The following is a 22,674-nucleotide window of genomic DNA, read 5'->3' as shown; positions in this document are numbered from 1 at the left end:
CCACTGTGTTCGAGAGTGCCAGACGGATACACCGGTGGCACGGCGCGGCAGAGAGCATTGTCTCGTCGTGTCCTGTCCGCTAACATCGCCGTAACGCGACTGTCGAATCGTTTCGACACTCGGATCTCTCGCTCGATCGCCACCCGATCACCACCGTTCGAAACTCGCCGAATATCGCCGCCCGTTTCGTCGAAGCGCTTCGATTACTTGCGATGGAGTCTTCATGAGCAGAGCAGCTCTCCCCGTCCGCCTCCGCCGGATAGGCATGTTCGCCACGACGATCACCCTGGTGCTGGGCCTCGCCTCACCCGCGGTCGCGGACGAGCTGAACGCTCTTCCGTTCCGCGATCCTGGCCTCCCGTTGACCACGCGCGTGGATGATCTGGTGCGGCGGCTGACCCTCGCGGAGAAGGTGTCGTTGCTGCACCAGTTCCAGCCGGCGATCCCGCGGCTGGGCATTCCCGAGTTCAAAACGGGAACCGAGGCGCTCCACGGTCTCGGCTGGACGACGGAGCGCACGAACGGCGCCGTCGTGACCGCGAACGCCACGGTCTTCCCTCAAGCGATCGGGCTCGCTTCGACCTGGGATCCGGCGTTGATCAAACAGGTCGGCGCGGTCGTCGGTGACGAGGCGAGGGGTTACCACTCGCAGGATCCCGGATTCTGGGGACTCCAGCTGTGGGCGCCGGTAGTGAACCTGCTGCGCGATCCGCGATGGGGGCGCAACGAGGAGGGGTACTCCGAAGATCCTCTGCTGACCGGGGCCATCTCGACGGCGTACGGCAAGGGGATGACCGGCGACCATCCGGAGTACCTCAAAACCGCGCCGGTACTGAAGCACTACCTGGCCAACAACAACGAGATCCGCCGCGACACCACGTCGTCCAACCTGCGCCCGCGAGTGCTGCGCGAATACGACGAGCAGGCGTTCAAACCGGCCATCGCGGCCGACGCGGCGACCGGCGTGATGGGGTCGTACAACCTCGTCAACGGAAGGCCCGCGACGGTCAACCCCGATCTCGACGACGTCGTGCGGACCTGGACCGGCAAGACGCTCTACAACGTCAGCGACGCGTCCGCCCCGTACAACCTGACAGGCTCCGAGAAGTACTACGGGACCAATGAGGAAGGCTTCGCGGCCACCCTCAAGGCCGGTCTCGACGGCTTCACCGTCGACAATCAGAATCCCGGCCCGACCGTCAAGATCATCACGTCCGCGCTCGCCAAGGGGTTGCTCGCCGAGGCCGACATCGACAAGGCGGTGAAGCACGTCCTGAGCGTCCGCTTCCGGCTCGGCGACTTCGATCCGGACGGCGGCCCGTACGCCAAGATCGGCAAGGACGTGGTCAACAGTCCGGCGCACCGGCAGCTCGCCCGCAAGTCGGCGGGCGAGGCCATGGTGCTGCTGAAGAACGACCGCGGAGCCCTCCCGCTGGACCCGAAGCGCGGTGTCGCGGTCATCGGGCCGCTGGAGAAGACCCTGTACACCGACTGGTACTCCGGCGGACTGCCGTACAAGGTGACCCCGCTGGACGGGATCCGCGCGCGGCTCGGCGACGGGGCACAGGTCACCGACACCGAGGCCGTCGACAGGATCGCCTTGCGTGACGCCACCACCGGCAAGTACCTCAGCGGTGGCGCGGGCGATGCGGGCGCGGTGCTCAAGACCGGCGCCACCAGTGTCGGGGCCACGGAACAGTTCGACGCGTTCGAGTGGGGCGACGGCGTGCTGACCTTGCGCAGTGTCGCGAACGGGAAGTACGTCGAGCGCCAGAATCTCGCCGATGCCACCAGCCCGTTCCTCAACCAGGCGCCGCAGCCGCGGGACTGGTTCGTCCACCAGCAGTTCAAACTGGAGGACGCGGGTGACGGCACGGTCGTGATCAGGTACGCCGGTTACGAGCTCCCGAACGACTGGGACGGGCCGAACAGCTACCTCACTGTCGCCGCCGACGGCACGCTGACCTTGGGCTCGCCGAACGCGGCGGGAGCGACCAAGTTCCGCAAGGAGCAGATCACCTCGGGCATCGACAGCGCGGTGAAGGCGGCGCGATCGGCCGAAACGGCGGTCGTGGTCGTGGGCAGCATGCCGTTCATCAACGGCAGGGAAGACCACGACCGCACCTCGACGGCGCTGGCGGCGAGCCAGAGCGAGCTGATCAAGGCCGTGCGCGAGGCGAATCCGAACACCGTCGTGGTGGTGGAGAACAGCTATCCGACGACCTTGAACTGGGAGCAGGAGAACATCCCGGCGATCGTGTGGACCTCACACGCCGGTCAGGAGACCGGCAACGCGCTCGCCGACGTGCTGTACGGCGACGTGAACCCGGCTGGCCGTCTCACCCAGACCTGGTACCGCTCGGACGCCGAACTCCCGGACATCCTCGACTACGACATCATGAAACGCGGCAGCACCTACCAGTACTTCACCGGTGATCCGCTCTACGCCTTCGGACACGGCCTGTCTTACACGAACTTCCGCTACAGCGACCTGCGCCTCGGCAAACCGGGTCCACAAGGGACGTTCGAAGCGATGGTGAAGGTGACCAACACCGGGAAACGTGCCGGCGACGAGGTGGTGCAGCTCTACACACATCAGCTCGTCTCCCGCGACAAGCAGCCGAATCAGCGGCTCCGTGACTTCGAACGGGTGCGCCTGGAGCCGGGTCAGACCAAGACGGTGCGCCTGTCAGTGCCCGACCTCCGGCATTGGGACGTCACCCGGGGCAAATGGGTGCTGGAATCGTCCGTCCACGACGTGATGGTCGGTGCGTCCGCTTCCGACATCCGGCTGCGCTCGGTGCTCCCCGTGCGTGGCGAACAGATCCCGCCGCGCGACCTGACCCGGGACACCAGGGCGATCGACTTCGACGACTACTCGGGTGTCGAACTGGTCGACGAAAGCAAGGTCCGCGGCGACGCGGTCGGTGTCGGCGCGGGAGACTGGCTGCGCTTCAGCGACGTGGACTTCCGTTCCGGGGCAAGGACATTCACCGCCAAAACGGCTCGCGCCGAAGCGGGAACGTCCACTGTGGAAATCCGGCTCGGCGGCCCGCGCGGCAGACTCGCCGGAACCGCGCGGATTGCCAGTACCGGCGACAAGTACACATACTCGACGACCACCACGACGTTGTCCGGGCTGAGTGGACGGCACGACGTCTACCTCGTCTTCACCTCCGATTCGAGAATCAGCACGTTTTCTCTGCGGTAGCGGTCCATTTGGTGAAAAGACACGGAAGGAACCCGGCTATGCGTAGGCAAACACGATCCTTGATGGGCAGTGTCGTCCTGGCGTTGGTCGCCACACTGGTGCTGGGAGGGACGGCGCAGGCCGCCACCTGGAGCTCTTCGGACAAGTGGGGGAGCTGGTCGAACGGCGGCTACACCGTCCGCAACAACGTCTGGGGCGGAGGCGCCGGCCCGCAGTCGATCTGGGCGAACTCCTACAGCAACTTCGGCGTTTGGGCGAGCCACCCGAACACCGGCGGAGTGAAGTCGTATCCGCATTCGGCGAAGAACGTCGGCCGCCAGTTGAGCGGACTGCGGAGCCTTTCCAGCAGCTTCAACGTGTCCAGGCCGGGTGGCGGCGCCTACGCGACGGCGTACGACATCTGGGCGAACAACAACGCCTACGAGATCATGTTGTGGATGAACAAGCAGGGCGCGGTGGGCGCGATCGGCTCGAAGGAGACCACGGTCTCCGTCGGCGGCCACACCTGGGACGTCTACCGGGGGAGCAACGGCGCCAACGCGGTGTTCTCATTCCTGCGCACCTCGAACACGAACGCGGGTTCGGTCGACGTGCTCGCCGTGCTGAACTGGATCAAGAACCGGGGCTGGTACGGCGACGTGACGGTCGGTGAAGTGCAGTTCGGCTTTGAGATCACGTCGGCCGGGGGCGGGATGAACTTCTCGTCGAACAGTTATTCCGTTTCGTTGTCCTGATCGGCCAGCGAGTGGGGTGACGCGGTACCGCACTCGCGAGACCCGTTTCTGAACACGCGAGTCACGCGTTCGCGCCCCCCGCCTCCTGATGAACGGGCTCGCCACCGTGGCCGTGGGTCCAGGGTGAAGGCGTCCTTCGCTGCATCGGACGCGGTGAAGGGAGCCTTCACCTCACTAGCCCCCCGCCACCGGCCGGCGTCGTTCAGCCGCCCTCGGCCACCAAGGGCTCCAGCGCCAGGTCGGGATTCGCTCGCATCACGAGCCGCAGGGCCAGTTCGTCGGCGAAGAGGGCCAGGTCGGCGCCGTCGAGGCGGGTGAGGACCTCGCTGTTGCGGCCCTTGTCCACGAGGGGACGCTGGCTGGGGTCGGTGAGGCGCCGGGCCACCTGGTAGGACAGCTGGTCCAGTCGGATCGGTGAGCCGAACTCGGCGGCCATGCGGTGGGCGGCGACCTCGAACTGCATCGGCCCGACCGCGGCGAACACCGGTGCGGCGTCACCGCGCAGGTCCGACCGCAGCACCTGGACCACGCCCTCCGCGCCGAGCTGCTCGACACCCTTGCGGAACTGCTTGGCGCGGCCGAGATCGGTGGGCCGGGCGACGGCGAAGTGAGCGGGGGCGAAGCTGGGCAGACCGGGGAACCGCACGGCGGGCTTGCCGGCGTGCAGCGTGTCGCCGACCCGCAGCGCGGTGGCGTTGACCAGCCCGATGACGTCCCCCGGATAGGCGGTGTCCACTGTGGAGCGTTGCTGGCCGAACACCTGCTGCACGTATTTGGTGGCGAAGGGTTTGCCGGTGGTGGCGTTGGTGACGACCATGCCGCGTTCGAACACCCCGGAGCACACGCGGGCGAAGGCCACCTGGTCTCGGTGCGCGGGGTCCATTCCGGTCTGGACCTTGAACACGAACGCCGAGAAGGGCGCGTCCAAGGCGCGGATCCGGCTCTCGGCGTCGGCGCGCGGGGCGGGCCGCGGCGCGAGTTCGACCAGCAGGTCCAGCAGATGGCGGACGCCGAAGTTGCGGACGGCCGCGCCGAACAGCACCGGGGTCGCGGTGGCGGCGAAGAAGCGGGACGCGTCGAACTCGCCGTCGGCGGCGCGCAGGAGCTCAGATTCCTCCTGGGCCTGTGTCCAGTCGGCGCCGAGGTCGGCCTCCGCCTCCTGGGCGCCGAGACGCTCGTCCAGTGCGAGGGTCGTCCCGTGCGCGGTGGGCAGGTAGCGGACGAACTCCCCGCTCGAGACGTCGAGGACGCCGCGCAGGTGTCCGGCCGTCCCGACCGGCCAGGTCAGCGGCATGGGTTGCAGGCCGATCCGGTCGGTGAGCTCGTCGCACAACTGCAGGGCTTCCCGGCCCGGCCGGTCCCACTTGTTGATGAAGGTGATCACCGGGATCCCGCGGTAGCGGCAGACGTCGAACAGTTTCAGCGTCTGCGGCTCCAGGCCCTTGGCGGCGTCGAGCAGCATGACGGCGGAGTCGACGGCTGAGAGGACCCGGTAGGTGTCTTCGGAGAAGTCCGCGTGCCCCGGCGTGTCCAGCAGGTTGATCACCGTGTCGCCGTAGACGAACTGCAGCGCGGCGGAGGTGATGGAGATCCCGCGGGCGCGTTCCATCTCCATCCAGTCCGAGGTCACCCCGCGTCGTCCTGCCTTGCCGTGCACGGCGCCGGCCTGCGAGATCACCTGGGCGTGGAGCGCCAGCGCCTCGGTCAGCGTCGACTTGCCGGCGTCGGGGTGGCTGATGACGGCGAACGTCCGGCGACGGCTCGCCTCGGCGATCACCTCGGGCCGTTCGGCCTGGACTGTGTTGCCTGCCGTCACACTCGACTCCTCCGGACTGCGATCTTCAGCGTCTGCCGCTGGGTCCAGTTCACCTCACCGGCCTTCCTCGTCCGAAACCGGGGTTGCCCGGCCGCCGTGGCCGCCGACGTGATCACGGCCTCATTCGGCGGGGGAGGTTCGGTGCCGGGGCGATTCGCTCGACTAACGTCAAGCGCTCATCAAGCCTTCAGCGCGCCGTGGCAGTGATCGCGCCAGAGAAGTCAGGTCGTCGGTCTGTGTCGAGTCTCGTGACCCAGTTGTTCACGCGCCCGTCGTGGTTGTCGCCCAAGGTCGCTCGTACTGAGATCCTCGCCGGTCTCGTGGTCGCGCTCGCGTTGATCCCGGAGGCGATCTCCTTCTCGATCATCGCCGGTGTGGACCCGAGTGTCGGGTTGTTCGCGTCGTTCACCATGGCGGTGGTGATCTCGGTCGTGGGCGGTCGTTCGGCGATGATCTCCGCCGCGACCGGTGCGATCGCGCTCGTGGTCGCGCCACTGGCGCGTGAGCACGGGCTGAGCTACCTGATCGCCACGGTGATCCTGGGTGGTCTGTTCCAGATCGTGCTCGGCTCGCTGGGGGTGGCCAGGCTGATGCGGTTCGTGCCGCGCAGCGTGATGGTCGGGTTCGTCAACGCGCTGGCGATCTTGATCTTCCTGGCGCAGGTGCCGGAGCTGATCGACGTGCCGTGGCCGGTGTACCCGCTGTTCGCCGGTGGGCTCGTGCTCATGGTGCTGTTCCCGAAGCTGACCAGGGTGGTTCCGGCGCCGCTGGTGTCCATCGTGGCCTTGACGGTGCTGACGATCGCCGCCGGTATCGCGGTTCCGACCGTGGGGGACAAGGGCGCGCTGCCGTCGTCGCTGCCGTCGCCCGGCGTTCCGGAAGTGCCGTTCACCCTCGGCACGCTCGCGTTGCTCGCGCCGTACGCGCTCGCGTTCGCGCTGGTGGGGCTGATGGAGTCGTTGATGACCGCGAAGCTCGTCGACGACATCACCGACACGCGTTCCAACAAGACCCGTGAAGCGATCGGACAGGGTGTCGCGAACATCGTCACGGGTTTCTTCGGCGGTATGGGCGGTTGCGCGATGATCGGTCAGACCATGATCAACGTGAAGACCGCCGGTGCCCGGACTCGGCTGTCGACGTTCCTGGCCGGAACTTTCCTGATGATCCTGTGCATCGTCTTCGGTCCGCTGGTCTCACAGATCCCGATGGCCGCGCTGGTCGCCGTGATGGTGCTGGTGGCCTTCGGCACCTTCGACTGGCACAGTGTCACCCCGGCCACACTCAAGCGGATGCCGTGGGGCGAGATCATCGTCATGGTCGTCACCGTGGCCGTCGTGGTGGCCACCGGCAACCTCGCGATCGGTGTGGTCGTCGGCTCGATCACCGCGATGGTGATCTTCGCGCGCCGGGTGGCGCACCTGGTCGACGTGACCGCTGTGGTCGACCCGGACGGCACCCAGGTCGTGTACGCCGTCACTGGAGAGCTGTTCTTCGCCTCCAGCAACGACTTGGTCTACCAGTTCGACTACGCGAACGACCCGGAGAAGGTCGTCATCGACCTCACCGACGCCCACATCTGGGACGCCTCCACCGTCGCCGCACTCGACGCGATCACCACCAAATACGAGTCACGGGGCAAGACCGTCGAGATCGTCGGCCTGAACAAGCACAGTGCCCGCATGCACGCGAAACTCACTGGCGGTCACTGACACGCCCTCCCGGACAGGCGGGCCGGCCGATCGGCGAGCGGGCCGCCTGAACGGAGCAGGCTTTCGAGGGTTTCGAGCGGTTCGGGGACGACGGTGTACCAGCTCCAGGTGCCGCGCCGCTCCCGGTCGAGGATGCCGGCGGAGACCAGCACGCGCAGGTGATGGCTGAGCGACGGCTGGGGCATGTCGAACTCCTCGGCCAGGTCGCAGAAGCACGCCTCGCCGCCGGGGGAGTACCGCACCAGCGAAAGCAGACGGATTCGCACCGGGTCCGACAGCGCCTTGAAGAGTTTCGCCGCCGCCTCGGCGTCGCCGGGGTCGACGACCGCGGCGGGTTCGGCCATCAGGAGGGTCACCGCGACCGGTTTCCGGGTACGGCCGTTCTCGCTCGCCACGGGGCCTCCTTCGCTGCTGACGTCAGCCGAAGCCCACCATACCCGTTGAATTGACAAAGCTCGATCCAAGCCCTTCAATTGTATCGGCATACTTCGATTCAGTCAGGGACCGGCGAAAGGAAACGGGTATGACCCGCACGCCTGAGGTGTTGTTCGTCTGCGTCCACAACGCCGGCCGGTCGCAGATGGCCGCCGCGCTGTTGCAGCACTACTCGCTCGGCCGGATCGCCGTCCGGTCCGCGGGTTCCGAGCCCGCGGAGAAGGTGAACCCGGCCGCCGCCGCGGCGCTGGCCGAATGGGGCCTGGACATCACCGCCGAGGTGCCGAGCAAACTGTCCACAGAGGACGTCGAAGCCTCCGATGTGGTGATCACCATGGGTTGCGGCGACACCTGCCCGGTGTTCCCCGGCAAGCGGTATCTCGACTGGCCGCTGGAGGATCCCGCAGGTCAGGGCGTGGAGGCCGTCCGCCCGATCCGCGACGAGATCGACCGGCGGGTCCGCGGCCTGGTCGCCGAAATCCTCGACGCCTGATCCTCGCTTCCGACTTCTGGAGACCAGCCCCGTGACTCGAACCGCCGACAAGGCCGACGCCGACGTCCTGCACAAACTGTCCTTTCTGGACCGGTTCCTCCCGGTCTGGATCATCGTCGCGATGGGTGCCGGGCTCCTGTTGGGCAGCGTGATCCCCGGTCTGCAGGGTGTGCTGGACGCGGTGAAGATCGGGCAGGTCTCGCTGCCGATCGCGCTCGGTCTGTTGCTGATGATGTACCCGGTGCTGGCGAAGGTCCGCTACGACAAGCTCGACACCGTGACCAAGGACAAGCGCACGATGGTGCTCTCCTTGGTGCTGAACTGGATTCTCGGCCCGGCGCTGATGTTCGCGCTCGCCTGGCTGATGCTGCCCGACCTGCCCGAGTACCGGACCGGGCTGATCATCGTCGGCCTCGCCCGCTGCATCGCGATGGTGATCATCTGGAACGACCTCGCCTGCGGCGACCGGGAGGCGGCGGCGGTGCTGGTCGCGCTGAACTCGGTCTTCCAGGTGATCATGTTCGGCGTGCTCGGCTGGTTCTACCTCGACCTGCTTCCCGGCTGGCTGGGCTTGGACACGACGACGCTGGACTTCTCGCCGTGGGAGATCGCGCTCAGCGTCGTCATCTTCCTCGGCATCCCGCTCGCCGCCGGATACCTTTCCCGCCGCATCGGGGAGCGGAGCAAGGGGCGCGACTGGTACGAGGGCGAGTTCCTGCCCAAGATCGGCCCGATCGCGCTCTACGGCCTGCTGTTCACCATCGTGATCCTGTTCGCCCTGCAAGGCGACAACATCACCTCCCGCCCGTTCGACGTCGCCCGGATCGCGCTGCCGCTGCTGGTGTACTTCGCGATCATGTGGATCGGCGGCTACCTGCTGGGCAAGGCGGCCGGCCTGTCGTACGAGCGCACCACGACACTGGCGTTCACGGCCGCGGGCAACAACTTCGAGCTCGCGATCGCCGTCGCCATCGGTGTCTTCGGCGTGACGTCGGGGCAGGCGCTCGCCGGGGTGGTCGGGCCGCTGATCGAGGTGCCGGTGCTGGTCGCGCTGGTCTACGTGAGCCTCTGGCTGCGGAAACGCTGGACCGCGGAGTGACCGGGGCCGCGCGGGTAGTGGTCATCGGCGGCGGACAGGCCGGCCTCGCCGCGGGCTACTATCTGCGCCGCGCGGGCCTGGACTTCGTCATCCTCGATGCCCGGACCGAGCCGGGCGGTGCCTGGCTCCACGGCTGGGACTCGCTGCGCCTGTTCTCCCCGGCGCGGCACAGTTCCCTGCCAGGGTGGCCGATGCCGCCCTATCCAGGGCCCGGGTATCCGACCGCCGAGCATGTCGTCGAGTACCTCGCCGCGTACGAGAAGCGCTACGAACTCCCGATCCGCCGAGGGGAGACGGTGAACGCCGTTTCCCGGGACGGCGACCGCTTCCAGGTGAGCACCGATACCGGGGACTGGAGCGCCGAGACGGTCATCAGCGCCACCGGAACTTGGTGGCGTCCCTTTCTGCCGCTGATGCCCGGCGGGTTCACCGGTCGTCAGCTGCACACCGTGGACTACCGCTGCCCGGACGAGTTCGCGGGCCAGGACGTCGTGGTGGTCGGCGGCGGCAACTCCGGCGCGCAGATCGCCGCCGACCTCGCGGGTACGGCGAACCTGACCTGGGTCACCCGCCGTCCACCGCGCTACCTGCCCGACCACATCGACGGCAAAGCCCTCTTCGACGTCACCACCCGGCGCCGCCAAGCGCTGGAGACCGGGCAGGCCGACACCGCCGGAGTCGCCGGGCTGGGTGACATCGTCGCCGTCCCGCCCGTCCGCGAGGCCCGTGACGCGGGTCTGCTGCGGCCGCGTGAGATGTTCGCACGGCTCGACGGCGACGGTCCTGTGTGGACAGACGGCACCCGTCGGCACGCCGACGCGGTCATCTGGTGCACCGGGTTCCGCCCCGCACTGAGCCATCTCGCCCCGTTGCGGTTGCGTACCACCCGCGGCCGCATCCCCACCGAAGGCACCCGCGCCGTCGCCGAGCCCCGGCTGCACTTTCTCGGCTACGGCGACTGGACCGGCCCGGCGTCGGCCACGATCATCGGTGTCGGCATGACCGCGCGGGCCGCGGTCGCCGACATCAAGGCCGCGCTGGACTAGCGTCGCCCGGGTTTCAGGCGGCGAGGAAGTCGCAGATCTTGCCGCTGATCGACGGCCAGTCGTGGCCGAGCCAGATGAAGTGGCTGTCGGCGTTGCTCTCGATCAGGCTGGCGTGCTGGATCGTCGACGCAAGCCTCTCCGCGTGGGCAAAGGGTACGGAGCCGTCGTTGCGGCTGGCGATCACGAGGGTGGGCTGGGTGACGTCGTCGACACCTTCTCTGCCGGCGGCGAGGTCGTTGCGGAAGCCGCGACCGGACCGCATCCGGGAGAACAGCTCGATCAACGTCTTGCGTTCTTCGGCAGACAGCGCGGTCATGACCTGCCGGGCAGGCAGAGCGGTGAGGTCGCCGAACAGCATGCGCAGTCCGACGTCCGGAGCGGTGCGCATGATGGCGCGCACCGCCGACCAGGTGAGGCGTTCGGTCGCGGGGCCGAAGGCGAGTCGAGCGGCCAGGCGGGTCCGCGTATCCGGCCAGGGAAGAGGGCCCACCGCGCTTTGGAGGATGACTCGCTCCACGAAATCCGGGTGGCGGGCCGCCGTCGCCATCGCGGTGCGTCCTCCCGCCGAGATGCCGACGACGGCGGCGACCCGGGTGATGCCGAGGTGGTCACACAGCGAGCGGACGACATCCGCGAATCCACTGGTCGTTGTGCCGGTGGACAAGGGTGTGCGGCCGTAGCCCGGCCGCGAGGGCACGAGTACCGAGTAGCCGGCATCGACGAAGGTCTCTTCGCCGAGCGCGAGTCCGGCGTGCATGTGTCCACCATGGAACATCACCACTGTGGGACCGCCACGCTGGTCGAACCGATATTCGAGCTTCCCGAGATCCAAGGCTGCGGTCGTGGTGAGACGTGCGATGGTGGCCATGCCGGCCATGATGCTCTATCGGCGCGGAAGGCGTTTCGCCACGTAGCGGGCGTCGCGGCCGACACCGCGCAGGGTGGCGGAGGCGAAGCTGCGTTGCCATTCCAGCCCGACGTAACCCAGACCCGGATGGGTGGTGGACAGGCCGCGATCCTGCAAGGGGCGTCCATCTGAGGCCAAGGTGCCCAGTTTGTCCAAATAGGACAACCCGGGGCGGAAGCCGGTGGCGAGCAGGATGGTGTCAACGCGTTCGCGGGTTCCGTCCGGCCACCGCACGGTGTCGCCGTCGAGGGTGGTGAACATGCGCCGCTGGTCCGGCTTTCCGTTGAGGATCGCGGCCTTGTAGCTGCCAGGATCGTTCACCGCGGTGGTCGGCGGGTGCTTCAGCAGGTGCCCGATCGGCAGGTGGTCGAAGCCGACGGCGGCCGACCAGAAATGCACGTCCTTCCCGAACTGCCGTTGCGGCGCGAACTTCACCGGTGCCCGGTTGGCGAGGGTGACGTGGGCGTGGCCGGCGAGTTCGGCCGCGATCTGGACGGCCGAGTTGCCCGCGCCGACGACGATCACGCGCTGCCCGGCGAACGGTGCCGGGACGCTGTAGTCGCCGCTGTGCAGGACGTTTCCGGTGAAGGTGTCCAAACCGGACAGGGCCGGGCGGTAGGGGCGGGAGAAGCCGCCGGACGCGGCGATGACGATCGGCGCGGTCAGCGCGGTTTCTCCCTCTGCGTGCACGGTGAATACGTCGTCGTGGGTGACGGCGTCCACCCGGTGTCCGGTGCGGATCTCGGTGCCGAGGCAGTCGGCGTAGCGGCGCAGGTAGTCGACGACTTCGTCTCGGTGCGGGTAGTGCTCGGGGTCGCCGGGGAAGGGCAAGCCGGGGAGGCTGCTGTAGCGGGCGGGGGAGAAGAGGGTCAGCGAGTCGTAGTAGCGGGGCCAGGAGCCGACCGGTTCGGCGCCTGCTTCGAGGATCACCGGATGCAGGCCTCTGGTGCGCAGGGCCTTGGCGGCGGCGAGACCGGCCTGGCCGCCACCGACGATGATGGCGTCGTGGTCGTTCATGAGTTCCTTCCAGAATGAGGTGTTGCCGCCAGGGCGAGGACCGCGGCGGCCACCGTGACGGCGGCGAGCATGAGGAAGGTCGGCGAGTAGCCGCCGATGCCGCTCGCGATGGCCGCGCCCGCCCAGGGGGCGAGTGCGACGGTGATGGTCAAGGGCGCTTGCAGGAGGGCGTTGAGGCGCCCGTAGTGGGTGGTTCCCCAGCGGTCGGCCACCGCGGTGGCCTGCAGGAGCGTGAACACCCCGCGCGCCATTCCGGCCACGACCGCGGCGACGATCAACCCGGCCGTGGTGGTCAGCAACCCCAGCACGGCCGTGGTCGCGGCGGCGGCGAGGAACACGATCGCGGTCCGGGTCCGGACCGTCGTCAGCCGGGTGAATGTGGTGTAGCCGAGCCGTCCCAAGACCTGCCCGGCGCCGCCGAGGCCGAGGGCGATCGCCGCCGTCGTGCTGCTGACGCCGCGTTCGGTGAGCAGCGGCACGAGATTGATCACTCCGGCGTAGACGGCGAACGCCGCCAGGCTGAACGCGATCACCAAGCCCCGGAACGGGATGCCCCGGGCGATCCGTGCGGGGTCGCTGTGCGTGCCGGACTGCGGCTCGGCCGGTGGCCACGGCCCCCGTAGGCCCCACAGGTGCGCCGGGATGGTGACGACGGCCAGTACGGCGGCGAGGACCAAATAGGTTTCCCGCCAATCCAGGTATGCCGTGAGCAGCGCGGTCAGCGGGGCGAACACCGTGCTCGCCAAGCCCGCGGCCAGGGTGAGCACGGTCAGCGCGAACACCCGCCGCTCGCCGTACCAGCGGGTCAGCGCGGCGAACGCGGGCGGATACAGCACCGCACCCATCGCGACCCCGGCCAGCAGCCACGCCACGGTGAACCACACCAGGTTCTGCGCCAGCGCGACGGCCACGACCGCGGGCACCGCCACTACCGACCCGGCCGTCATCACCGAACGGGGACCTCTGCTGTCCAGCCATCGTCCGACCGGGATCCCGGCCAGCGCGGCGACCACCTGTCCGGCCGAGAACGCCGCGACCACCCAGGCCGTCGACCAGCCCGTGGTCTGGCTGATTTCCGGTGCCAGCACGGGAAAGGCGTAGAAGAGGATGCCCCAGCTGGTGATCTCGGTGACGCAGAGAACGGCCAGCGCGCGGCGTCGCCCGGACGCGGTCAACCCGGGCGACGCCGCGGCTGTCGTGACCGGCACAGCCGTCAGCGCACCGCGGCCGATGGCGCGGACAGCGTCAGGACTTCCGGCTCCGGTGTCGCGCAGCAGCCACCGGCGGCCGGTGCGTCGTCCGGCTCATCGAACAGGCCGGCACCGCCGCAGACGCCGGTCTCGGCCATCCGCAGCTCGACCCGTGCGGCCGCCTCGTGGTCTCCGGCCAGCTGGGCGGCGATGCTGCGGACCTGCTCGTAACCGGTCATCGCCAGGAAGGTCGGCGCCCGGCCGTAGCTTTTCATCCCGGCCAGGTAGAAGTCCTTCTCCGGATGCGCGAGTTCCTTGGCGCCGTGCGGATACACGGTTCCGCACGAGTGGACGTTCGGGTCGATCAGCGGCGCGAGGGCGACCGGTGCCTGCAACGTCGGGTCCAGCTCGAGCCGGATCTCCGACAGCCAGCTCAGGTCGGGCCGGAATCCGGACAGGGTCACGACCTCGTCGACCTGTTCGATCCGCTGTCCGCCAGAGGAGATCAAGGTCAGCCGTCCGTCGGTGTCGCGTTCGACGACCTCGGTGCGGAACCCGGTCACCACCGTGATCTGCCCGGACTCGACCGCCGCCCGCGCCCGCAGGCCGAGCGCGCCCCGCGCCGGGAGCTGGTCGGCGTCGCCGCCGCCGAAGGTGTCACCGACCGCGCCGCGGCGCAGCACCCAGCTGATCCGCGTGCCGTCGTCCGCCAGACCGGACAACGCGACCAACGCCGTCAACGCCGAATGCCCGCTGCCCGCGACCACCACATGCTTGCCCGCATACCGGGCCCGCACGGTCTCGTCAGCCAAATCCGGGACACGGTAGCCGATCCGGTCCGCCGCCGACCGTTCGCCGACGGCGGGAAGTCCTTCCCCGCCAAGGGGATTCGGCGTCGACCAGGTCCCGGAGGCGTCGACCACCGCCCGGGCGGTGACGCGCTCTTCCGAGCCGTCGGCGGCGCGAACGTGGACCGTGAACGGTTCTTCGTCCCGGCCGCTGTCCACGACCCGGTCGCGTCCGCGGCGTGCCACCCCGATCACCTCGGCGTCGAAACGCACCCGGTCACCGAGCGCCGCGGCGAGCGGGCGCAAATACAAGCCGGCCCACTCCGAACCCGTCGGATACGTGTCGCCGTCGGGCCGGGTCCAGCCGGTCTTCTCCAGCAGCCGCCCGGCCGCGGGAGCGACGAGTTCGGACCACGGCGAGAACAACCGCACGTGGTTCCACTCGGCCACATCCGCTCCGGCCCGCGCGCCACGCTCCAGCAGCAGCGGCTCGAAACCCCGCTCCACCAGCTCGGCGGCGGCCGCCAGCCCCACCGGCCCCGCTCCGATCACCACGACAGGCAGCTCATTCATCCCCATGCACCTTTCATCGATCCGGCTCGATTGAACCGATGCGGGGAATGTATCGACCGTCGTCGATTGACGCAACCATCGATTCTGGTCGATACTGGGCGCATGACGACGGTCGTACCCGTTCCCCTCGCCGGTCTCCTGCCCGAACGCGAAGCCGCGACCTATGCCGGGTGGTTCGCCTGTCTGGCCGAGCCGACGCGGGTCAAACTCCTGCACGCCGTCGCGACCTCGCACCGCGGCCTGACCGTCGGCGCGCTCACCGAAATCCTCGGGACCAGCCAGTCCACCTGCTCCCACCACGTGCGGAAGCTGGCCGAGGTCGGCTTCCTGCATCTGCGGAAAGAGGGCACGGCCACGGTCGTGACGATCAATCAGGCGTGCTGCAGCGGCCTTCCGCACGCGGCCGACGCGGTGATGGGCCTGCTCGCGCCGCGTCCGTGCTGCCCGGACAACGTGCCGGAGGACGTCACCATCCGCGCCCTTCGTGACGACGATTGGGACGCGATCCGCCGGATCTACGGTGAAGGCATCGCGACCGGGCTCGCCACCTTCGAAACCGAGGTTCCCGATCGCGAGGCGCTCGAAGCGAGCTGGCTACCCGGACATCGTTGGGTCGCCGAGATCGACGGGCAGGTCGCCGGCTGGACGGCGGCCACCCCGGTCTCGGCGCGCGAGTGCTACCAGGGGGTCGCCGAGACGTCGGTCTACGTCGCCGAAAGCCATCGCGGCCGCGGCGTCGGGAAAGCCCTGCTCTTCAAGCAGGTCACCGAAGCCGACGCCGCCGGGCTCTGGACCTTGCAGACGTCGATCTTCACTGACAACCGTGCCGGCATCGCCTTGCACCACAGCGCCGGTTATCGCACTGTCGGCATCCGAGAACGCATCGCCCAGCGCGACGGCGTCTGGCACGACACCGTCTTCCTCGAACGCCGCAGCCCCGTCAACTAGGCGTCGAGGAACCTCAGGGCTTCTTCGACGAACTCCGCGTGGTACTGGAAGATGCCGCCGTGCCCGGCGTCGGGGTAGAGGACGAGCCGGCCGTTCGGCAGCCGCCGGGCCAGGTCGGCGGAATTGCGGCTCGGCACCATCCGGTCCTGGTCACCGTTGGCCACCAGGACCGGCTGCCGGATGACCGTCAGATCCGACGGCCGCCGGCGTCCCCAGCGGTGGATCGCCTTGAGCTGGTTGCGGAAAGCCGTGACGGAGATGGGCTTGTCGCGGTCTTCGGTGCGTTCCTTCAGCCGGTTCACGAACTGACGCGCCTTCGCTTTGCCGTCGGCCGTGCGGGTGAAGAACAGGTACTCCTTCGGGTCCTTGAAGGTCAGGGCGGCTTTCAGCGTGTCGAGAAGGGTGATCGGAGTGACTTTGTCGATGCCCGCGCCCCCGGCAGGGCCGGTGCCGGCGAGGATCATTCTGCGGACGAGCCGCGGTTCTTCTTCGGCGATCACCTGGGCGACGAAACCGCCCAGCGAGAAGCCGAGCAGGTCGACCTCGTCGTGGCCCGATGCCCGGATGAAGGCGATGGCGTCGCGTGCCATCTCCGCCACCGAGCGTGGCGTTTTACCTTGCGAGGCACCGATTCCGCGGTTGTCGAAGGTGATCACGGGCCGCTTCGCCGCGATGCCGTCGACGACCAGGGGGTCCCAGTTGTCCAGCACCGCGGCCAGGTGATTGAGGAAGATCACCGGAGTGCCGTGGTCCGGGCCGAGCCGGCGGTAGGCGAAGGTCGTTCCGCCGACGTCGACGGTCTTGGTCGGTGCGTTCCGGTAGCCGGCGAGCGCGGTCATGACGTCTCCTTCTGGTTTTCTCGGACGGCGATGACGACCTTGCCCTTCGCTCGTCCTTTTTGGACATACGTCAGGGCCTCTTTGGTCGCTTCGAAAGGGAACACCCGGTCGATGACCGGCTTGATCACGGCGGAGTCGACGAGCGAGGTGATTTCGGTCAGCTGGGCGCCGTTGGCCCGCATGAAGAGGAACGAGTAGGCGACTTGACGGCGGCGGGCGGCTTTCCGGATCCGGTGGCTCAGTACCCGCATCACCGGTCGCAGGATCCACGGCCTGCCGAGCTCCCGTGCGAAGGCGGGATCCGGCGGGCCGGAGATCGAGATGAGCTTTCCGCCGGGTTTCAGCACGGTCAGGGACTTCTTGAGCGTCTTGTCGTCCAGGCTGTTGAGCACCACGTCGTAATCCCGCAGGACGGACTCGAAGTCCTCCTTCCGGTAATCGACGACGACGTCCGCGCCGAGGCGCCTGACCAGATCGACGTTGGCCGTGCCGGCGGTCGTGGCCACGGTGGCGCCGAGGTGTTTCGCCAGTTGGATCGCGAACGTCCCCACGCCGCCGGAGCCCGCGTGGACGAGGACCTTCTGGCCCGGCCGCACGTCGGCGATTTCGACCAGTGCCTGCCAGGCCGTCAAACCGACCAGCGGAATCGAGGCGGCTTCTTCCATCGTCAGCTGCTTCGGTTTGATCGCCAGATCGTTCTCGTGGACGGCGATGAGCTCCGCGAAGGTGCCGATCCGGTCCTTGTCCGGACGCGCGTAGACCTCGTCGCCCGCCTGGAACTTCCGCACCAGCGTGCCGACCCGGACCACGACGCCCGCCACGTCGTTGCCCAGGATGAACGGCGGCCGGTAGGGGAGGATGAGCTTGAACTCGCCGTCCCTGATCTTGAGGTCGAGGGCGTTGACCCCCGCGGCGTGGACGCGGACCAGTACGTCGCGCGGGCCGACGTCGGGCTCCGGCATTTCGGCCGCCCGGACGTTGCCGTCGCTGCTTCCGTAGCGGTCGACGATGAATGCCTTCATGACTTGCCTTTCCCCGTACGGAAAATGTCAGCCGGTCATCCGGTTGAGCTTGCGGACACCCCGGTCGAAGAAGCGGGCAGGCGCGACGCGGCGGAGTACGGCGACGCGGGCGGCGGTCGAGCCGGCGAGGTACCGCGACTTCGGCTTCACGTCGGTGGCCGCCTCGCCGCCGCGCATCGACTCCCGCATCACGTCCTCGAAGACACCCCGTTGGTGCGCGTAGACCTCCAGCTGGGCGTCGGCCTGCGCCACGTTGGCGTCGAACGGGGTGTTGACGGGGCCGGGCTGGACGCGCAGCACCCGGACGCCGTGTTCGCGGACTTCGTGGTCCAACGACTCGGAATAGCCCTCGACCGCGTGCTTGGTCGAGACGTACACGGCCATGAACGGGTTGGGGACGAAACCCCCGACGGACGAGACGTTGACGATGCGGCCGCCACCCTGTTCGCGCATCCGCGGCAGGACTGCCCTGGTCATGCGCATGAGGCCGAAGACGTTGACGTCGAAGACCCGCCGCGCCTGGTCGGCCGAGATCTCCTCGGCGGCGCCGTTCGCGCCGACATCGGCGTTGTCGAGGGCGAGCGTGGCCGCCTTGCGGATACCGGACGATGCGCCGGTCACCAGCGCCACCGGCTTGGTCGTTGTCATGGCCACTCCTTTAGATTATGGTCGTAATACCATAAGCACGGGTTGAGTCCCGACGCAAGAGCTCGGCCTGATTTGGATTATGATCGTACTAACATGGGTGACGGTCGCGGCGAGTGGAGAAGCGCGTGGTGCGGTACGGGAAAGAGCACAAGCTGGAGACGCGGCGCCGGATCGTCGAGACGGCGGGCCGCCGGTTCAAACGCGACGGTATCGACGGCTCCGGGGTGGCCACGCTCATGAAGGACGCCGGGCTGACCAACGGCGCCTTCTACGCGCACTTCGAATCCAAGGAAGACCTGGTCGCCACCGCGGTCTCCGAACAACTACGCGAACAGCGCGAGTGGCTCGACTCGATCGCGCCGGGCCGCGCCGGAATCGAGCAGATGGTGCGTGAGTACCTCTCGCCCGAACATCGCGACAATCCCGAGGGAGGCTGCCCGTCCGCTGCCCTGCTCGACGAGATCACCCGGTGCGCCGATCCGACCAAACAGGCCTACACCGACAGCGTGCTCGCGTTCATCGACGACATCGCCGCTCGGCTGGCGCCGCACGATCCGGCGTCGGCGCGCGTCAAGGTCCTCAGCGTCTACGCCTCACTGGTCGGGACTCTTCAGCTCTCCCGCGCGCTGGCCGACCGGAAACTCGCCGACGACATCCTCGAGCAGGGCGTGCGAAACGCCTTGATGGCACTGGACAGTGCGGCGCATTGAGTGCACCGCACTGCCCAGATTTCAGGTGGAAGTGATCAGTACGGCAGGACGTACGCGTGGCTCATGTCGGAGGCATGCGTGGTCGTCGAGCCGCGCGAGTCGGTGAGCCTGAGCGCCGTCCCCTGGATGCCGGCGGTCTCACCGCCCAGCCACTCGGCCTTGACGTAGGCGTTGAACCGGGGGACGCAGCCCGGCGCCTTGCTGACCGTGAAGTCCGGCTTGTTGAGCGGCACGTACTTGTGGTGCACCCAGTACGGCACGTCGTGCGTGACCTCGACACTGCTGTCGGTCTTGCAGAGGGTGCCGTCCGACTTCCATTGGTTGATGAAGAGCGTGAACTTCACCAAGGCCGTCTTCTGCTTGTCGCATGGCGTGTTCGGCACGCAGACCTGCAGTTCGACATCGCCGACCACGTTCAGGCCCTGCACGGTCGACGGCAGGTCGAAGTAGTCGAGCGCGGGCTGCCGCACCACCGGGGCACCGGAGTTGAGGGGCGCGCCCGCCGCGCTCACGCTGGACTGCACCGGCTGCCCGTCGGTGGCGTTCGTGACCGAGGTGTCGGCGAACGTGATGTACCCGCTGACCAAGCGATAGGTGGCGTCGTTGGCGTTGAGCGAATTCCCCCGCACGTTCGCGGTGCAGGTCACCGTGCCGGCGACGCCGGGATGGACGAGGAAACGGGTGTAGAGCGTCGCGTCCTGCAACGGGGAGCCCGAGTTCACGTCGTAGACGTTCTGCCCGATCACCATGTTCTTGCTCCAGCCACCCGGACCCCGGCAGACGACCTCGTTGTCGAAGAGGCTGCGGATGGTGGCGTTGTTGACCCGCATTTTCGAGACCACGTACGCGGTTTGCGTGGCGGTCATGTTCAGCGAGATGGTGCCCACGGGAGTGACGTTCTGGTCGACCCCGCCTCCCGCCGGTAGCCCGGGCGCCAGGATCGTTTGCGGGGTGAAGGTGGCGGAATTCGCCGCCTGTGCCGGTGTGGCGGCCAGCAGACAGGCGATCAGTGCGAGCACCGCCGTCGTGGCCAAGGTGCGGACGTTCAAAGGGGATCTCCTCATCGGTGCTATCCGTTCTGGATTCGTCACGGCATTCCCACATAAGGACCGGCGCACAAGCCGTAGCCGCGAGTGCAGACGAAGTATTCGAGGCCCTTGGAGGCGTTTTCGGTGGTCATCCAGACATTGACCTTGGTGGCCCCGCCGTCGACGTCGGCGTTGAGGTGAAGGGGCGCCGGTCCGGATTCGTCGCACCAAGTGCTGGAACTCTGCCAGTCGAGCCATCTGGTGCCCGCGATGGCCTCCGCGTACACCCGGCGGCATCCGGAGGCCTTGAACGCTCCGTTGACGCTGACCGAGCGGTTGTACCAGGTGACCGTGCCTTTGTAGTAGCTCGCCCCGACCTCGATCGAGAAGTCGCTGGTGGGGTACGCGGCGACGGTGGCGGAGGCGGGTGCCGCCGCGAACACCATCCCGGCGACCGACGCCGCCGCGGCCACGACCGCGCCGGCCTTGTGCTTGAGCCTCAACATGACAACCACTCCCAGGTTCTTCGGGTATCGGATGCGAAAGAACGTTGCCGCCGTTGTCCGGCTCCATCACTCAACCCCACGCGGACCTCGGGCCGGAAAGGATTCGAGCCGGTTCAAATCCTGCTACCGTCGAGGTGGTGCTCACGCTACGTGTAGATGCCGACACGGTGTCCAGAACGCGGTTGGCCCCTTCGCCCGCGGCGGAGTCCATGGCGTGGCTGAAACTCACCGCCGCGTCGGGACGGCATCCGGTGTTCGGAGATCCCGGGCCGCTCGCCCGCTCGGCACTCGCCCATCCCGACGTCGCTCTGCTCGCGGATCTGTTGCCACAGGACGGCGACACCTACGCACCCGACCTGCTCACCCCGCAGCCGGGGGCCGGCGCGCAGCATCGTGACGTGCTCGACGAGCAGATCGCGCGGATCGAGGCCGTGCCGCAGGAAGACCTCGAAACCCAGATCTTCACCTTCACCCGCACCCACTGGAACAGGCCGCTGCTCGCCACGACCCGCCGGATCGCGGAATCGGGGCGGATGCAGCGACGTCTCGCCAACGGCTTCGCCCGGTTCTGGCGGGACGCCCTCGCCGAGGGCTGGCCCGAACTGCGCTCGATCATCGACCAGGACATCGCCCACCGCGCGACGGCCATCGCCACCCACGGCATCGGCCGGGCGCTCGGAGCACTCCACCCCGACATCGCGTGGGCAGGCGACGCCGTCACCGTCGCCAAGTCGTGGGACGGCGAAATCGATGTCACCGGCCGGGATCTGGTCTTCGCCCCCGGCGTGCTCAACTGGCCCGACGTCATCATCCAGGTCGACACCCCCGGGCAGTTCGTCCTCTACTACCCGGCCCAGGGGATCGGCACCGTCCGCGACCGCCGGTCCGAAACGATCGCGCAAGTGGTCGGTAACGCCCGAGCGGCCCTGCTGGCGGACCTCGAAACCGCCCGATCAACCACGGAACTCGCCGCCCGGCTCGGATACGCGCCTGGCACCGTCTCCTACCACCTCGCCGCACTGCACCGGGCGCGTCTCGTCACCAAGGCCCGAGACGGGCGCTACGTGTTGTACCAGCGGACCGCCCAGGCGGCGGGTCTGCTGGAAGAAGGCCGCTAGTACGCGGAGCGCAAGGCGGTTTCCCGCGCGGGCCGAATACGGTCCAGCTGGATGAGGCTGAAGCCGAACAGCACGACACCGAGTGGAACGTGGACGGCCGTCACCTGCGCCAACCCCAGGAACACCTGGGCCAGCGTGAGCGCGAGGAACACGGCCGCGGGCACGATCGGCTTGGGGGAGCCGCCGCCCGGTCGCCAGACGAGAACCGCGGTGAGCACGTGCAGCACCGCCACGACGAACAGCGTGTAAGACGTGGCGCTGTGCAGTGCGTGGCCGTACGGCACGGTCAGCAGGAGCCCCGCCGTGATCGGGGTGAGGAAGACGGCGAGGGTCTGCACGACGATCGCGACGCGCAACGGTTTCGGCATGGAGGTTCTCCTTCGGTGGACGTGTCCCCGGTCGGACGAGAGAGCCGCCGGAAACGTGACACCGAGGGAGGCCGCGCGGCGCGACCTGCTTGCCCGGGCCGAGCACGAACGACGGGCCGTTGCACGAGGAGCCGTTGTACATCCGGATGCTGTACCCGGTGCGGCTGACCGCGGAGTTGTAGTGCTTGTCCGGGTAGCAGTGGGTGTTCTTGTCGAAGTAGCCCGCCGAGCTCTTCGTGCCGGTGTGGTCGGTGCCCGACCACAGGCACAGATCCGACGTGCAGTTCGGCGCGGCCACAGCGGTCGCGGGAGAGACCACCGTCGTCGCGACGGCGGCCAGCAGGGTCATCAGGCGATACTTTCGACTCATCGTTTCCCCTCCGGAACGGGCACCTCGCCCGGTTCGGCAGGAGCGGAGCGACGGGATCTTCGGCGGGTCGGCGTAGTTGCCCAACGGTGATCTTCT

General features: G+C 68.2%; 21 protein-coding genes and 1 pseudogene. 9 read left to right on the top strand and 13 right to left on the bottom strand.

The genetic code is table 11. The annotated features are described in order from the left end of the window. Nucleotides 1-223 precede the first annotated feature (223 nt). Entirely contained in the window at nucleotides 224-3,211 is a 2,988-nt protein-coding gene (locus ACLJO0_RS29710; RefSeq protein ID WP_410581985.1) for a glycoside hydrolase family 3 C-terminal domain-containing protein, read from the top strand. Nucleotides 3,212-3,249: 38 nt separating this feature from the next. Beyond that, nucleotides 3,250-3,945: a glycoside hydrolase family 12 protein gene (locus ACLJO0_RS29705; protein WP_410581984.1), complete on the top strand. Its 696-nt coding sequence runs from the start codon at nucleotides 3,250-3,252 to the stop codon at nucleotides 3,943-3,945. 202 nt (nucleotides 3,946-4,147) lie between these two features. On the opposite strand, the gene ACLJO0_RS29700 is transcribed toward ACLJO0_RS29705, so the two are convergent. Then, nucleotides 4,148-5,761 (bottom strand): peptide chain release factor 3, encoded by a 1,614-nt coding sequence (locus ACLJO0_RS29700; protein ID WP_410581983.1) that lies wholly within the window; start codon nucleotides 5,759-5,761, stop codon nucleotides 4,148-4,150. 236 nt (nucleotides 5,762-5,997) lie between these two features. Between ACLJO0_RS29700 and ACLJO0_RS29695 the strand changes: the two genes are divergently transcribed. Then, nucleotides 5,998-7,473: a SulP family inorganic anion transporter gene (locus ACLJO0_RS29695; RefSeq protein ID WP_410581982.1), complete on the top strand. Its 1,476-nt coding sequence runs from the start codon at nucleotides 5,998-6,000 to the stop codon at nucleotides 7,471-7,473. On the opposite strand, the gene ACLJO0_RS29690 is transcribed toward ACLJO0_RS29695, so the two are convergent. Further along, nucleotides 7,467-7,868 carry an ArsR/SmtB family transcription factor gene (locus ACLJO0_RS29690; protein ID WP_410581981.1) on the bottom strand — a complete coding sequence of 134 codons (402 nt, stop codon included), beginning with the start codon at nucleotides 7,866-7,868 and terminating at the stop codon, nucleotides 7,467-7,469. The two genes, ACLJO0_RS29695 and ACLJO0_RS29690, sit on opposite strands and share 7 nt — an antisense overlap. Before the next feature lie 128 nt (nucleotides 7,869-7,996). Here ACLJO0_RS29690 and ACLJO0_RS29685 point away from each other — a divergent pair, with 128 nt between their 5' ends. The 3 genes from ACLJO0_RS29685 to ACLJO0_RS29675 are packed head-to-tail and all read left to right on the top strand — an operon-like array spanning nucleotide 7,997 to nucleotide 10,546. After that, the gene (locus ACLJO0_RS29685; protein ID WP_125797511.1) at nucleotides 7,997-8,401 is read left to right on the top strand and encodes an arsenate reductase ArsC; all 405 of its coding nucleotides are present in this window, start codon (nucleotides 7,997-7,999) and stop codon (nucleotides 8,399-8,401) included. 31 nt (nucleotides 8,402-8,432) lie between these two features. Beyond that, nucleotides 8,433-9,500, top strand: a complete 1,068-nt coding sequence (gene arsB / locus ACLJO0_RS29680) for an ACR3 family arsenite efflux transporter (protein WP_410581980.1) — start codon at nucleotides 8,433-8,435, stop codon at nucleotides 9,498-9,500. Next, nucleotides 9,497-10,546, top strand: a complete 1,050-nt coding sequence (locus ACLJO0_RS29675) for an ArsO family NAD(P)H-dependent flavin-containing monooxygenase (protein ID WP_410581979.1) — start codon at nucleotides 9,497-9,499, stop codon at nucleotides 10,544-10,546. Before arsB ends, ACLJO0_RS29675 begins: the two co-directional genes overlap by 4 nt. Before the next feature lie 13 nt (nucleotides 10,547-10,559). Here the strand turns inward: ACLJO0_RS29675 and ACLJO0_RS29670 are convergent, their stop codons facing one another. The 4 genes from ACLJO0_RS29670 to ACLJO0_RS29655 are packed head-to-tail and all read right to left on the bottom strand — an operon-like array spanning nucleotide 10,560 to nucleotide 15,021. Beyond that, complete coding sequence (locus ACLJO0_RS29670) at nucleotides 10,560-11,414, bottom strand: alpha/beta fold hydrolase (RefSeq protein ID WP_410581978.1); 855 nt, start codon at nucleotides 11,412-11,414, stop codon at nucleotides 10,560-10,562. Nucleotides 11,415-11,429: 15 nt separating this feature from the next. Continuing rightward, nucleotides 11,430-12,470, bottom strand: a complete 1,041-nt coding sequence (locus tag ACLJO0_RS29665; RefSeq protein WP_410581976.1) for a flavin-containing monooxygenase — start codon at nucleotides 12,468-12,470, stop codon at nucleotides 11,430-11,432. Further along, entirely contained in the window at nucleotides 12,467-13,678 is a 1,212-nt protein-coding gene (locus ACLJO0_RS29660) for an MFS transporter (RefSeq protein ID WP_410581975.1), read from the bottom strand. The genes ACLJO0_RS29665 and ACLJO0_RS29660 overlap by 4 nt, the downstream gene beginning before the upstream one ends. 5 nt (nucleotides 13,679-13,683) lie before the next feature. Next, nucleotides 13,684-15,021: an FAD-dependent oxidoreductase gene (locus ACLJO0_RS29655; protein WP_410581974.1), complete on the bottom strand. Its 1,338-nt coding sequence runs from the start codon at nucleotides 15,019-15,021 to the stop codon at nucleotides 13,684-13,686. Between the two features lie 102 nt (nucleotides 15,022-15,123). Between ACLJO0_RS29655 and ACLJO0_RS29650 the strand changes: the two genes are divergently transcribed. Beyond that, nucleotides 15,124-15,969: a helix-turn-helix domain-containing GNAT family N-acetyltransferase gene (locus ACLJO0_RS29650; protein WP_410581973.1), complete on the top strand. Its 846-nt coding sequence runs from the start codon at nucleotides 15,124-15,126 to the stop codon at nucleotides 15,967-15,969. On the opposite strand, the gene ACLJO0_RS29645 is transcribed toward ACLJO0_RS29650, so the two are convergent. The 3 genes from ACLJO0_RS29645 to ACLJO0_RS29635 are packed head-to-tail and all read right to left on the bottom strand — an operon-like array spanning nucleotide 15,966 to nucleotide 18,478. Beyond that, nucleotides 15,966-16,808, bottom strand: coding sequence for an alpha/beta fold hydrolase (locus tag ACLJO0_RS29645; protein WP_410581972.1), 843 nt, complete (start codon nucleotides 16,806-16,808; stop codon nucleotides 15,966-15,968). The genes ACLJO0_RS29650 and ACLJO0_RS29645 overlap by 4 nt on opposite strands. Next, nucleotides 16,805-17,830: an NADP-dependent oxidoreductase gene (locus ACLJO0_RS29640; protein WP_410581970.1), complete on the bottom strand. Its 1,026-nt coding sequence runs from the start codon at nucleotides 17,828-17,830 to the stop codon at nucleotides 16,805-16,807. The genes ACLJO0_RS29645 and ACLJO0_RS29640 overlap by 4 nt, the downstream gene beginning before the upstream one ends. A 27-nt stretch (nucleotides 17,831-17,857) precedes the next feature. Continuing rightward, entirely contained in the window at nucleotides 17,858-18,478 is a 621-nt protein-coding gene (locus ACLJO0_RS29635) for an SDR family NAD(P)-dependent oxidoreductase (protein WP_410581968.1), read from the bottom strand. A gap of 113 nt (nucleotides 18,479-18,591) precedes the next feature. Between ACLJO0_RS29635 and ACLJO0_RS29630 the strand changes: the two genes are divergently transcribed. Then, entirely contained in the window at nucleotides 18,592-19,188 is a 597-nt protein-coding gene (locus tag ACLJO0_RS29630; protein WP_410581967.1) for a TetR/AcrR family transcriptional regulator, read from the top strand. 35 nt (nucleotides 19,189-19,223) lie between these two features. On the opposite strand, the gene ACLJO0_RS29625 is transcribed toward ACLJO0_RS29630, so the two are convergent. Further along, nucleotides 19,224-20,252: a hypothetical protein gene (locus tag ACLJO0_RS29625; protein ID WP_410581966.1), complete on the bottom strand. Its 1,029-nt coding sequence runs from the start codon at nucleotides 20,250-20,252 to the stop codon at nucleotides 19,224-19,226. 23 nt (nucleotides 20,253-20,275) lie between these two features. Next, nucleotides 20,276-20,722: a hypothetical protein gene (locus tag ACLJO0_RS29620; RefSeq protein WP_410581964.1), complete on the bottom strand. Its 447-nt coding sequence runs from the start codon at nucleotides 20,720-20,722 to the stop codon at nucleotides 20,276-20,278. Nucleotides 20,723-20,931: 209 nt separating this feature from the next. Here ACLJO0_RS29620 and ACLJO0_RS29615 point away from each other — a divergent pair, with 209 nt between their 5' ends. Continuing rightward, nucleotides 20,932-21,840, top strand: coding sequence for an ArsR/SmtB family transcription factor (locus ACLJO0_RS29615; RefSeq protein ID WP_410581963.1), 909 nt, complete (start codon nucleotides 20,932-20,934; stop codon nucleotides 21,838-21,840). Here the strand turns inward: ACLJO0_RS29615 and ACLJO0_RS29610 are convergent. Both ACLJO0_RS29610 and ACLJO0_RS29605 read right to left on the bottom strand, forming a co-directional pair. After that, nucleotides 21,837-22,208, bottom strand: a complete 372-nt coding sequence (locus tag ACLJO0_RS29610; RefSeq protein WP_410581961.1) for a hypothetical protein — start codon at nucleotides 22,206-22,208, stop codon at nucleotides 21,837-21,839. The two genes, ACLJO0_RS29615 and ACLJO0_RS29610, sit on opposite strands and share 4 nt — an antisense overlap. A 163-nt stretch (nucleotides 22,209-22,371) precedes the next feature. Further along, nucleotides 22,372-22,557, bottom strand: a pseudogene (locus ACLJO0_RS29605) (hypothetical protein); the annotation flags it as partial. Nucleotides 22,558-22,674: the final 117 nt, after the last annotated feature.

Origin of the sequence: Amycolatopsis sp. lyj-108 (assembly GCF_046549005.1) — a bacterium.
In the GTDB taxonomy this organism is placed as follows: domain Bacteria; phylum Actinomycetota; class Actinomycetes; order Mycobacteriales; family Pseudonocardiaceae; genus Amycolatopsis.
Note: the sequence above shows the minus strand (reverse complement) of the source record. Positions and strands in the feature narration are given on the sequence as shown.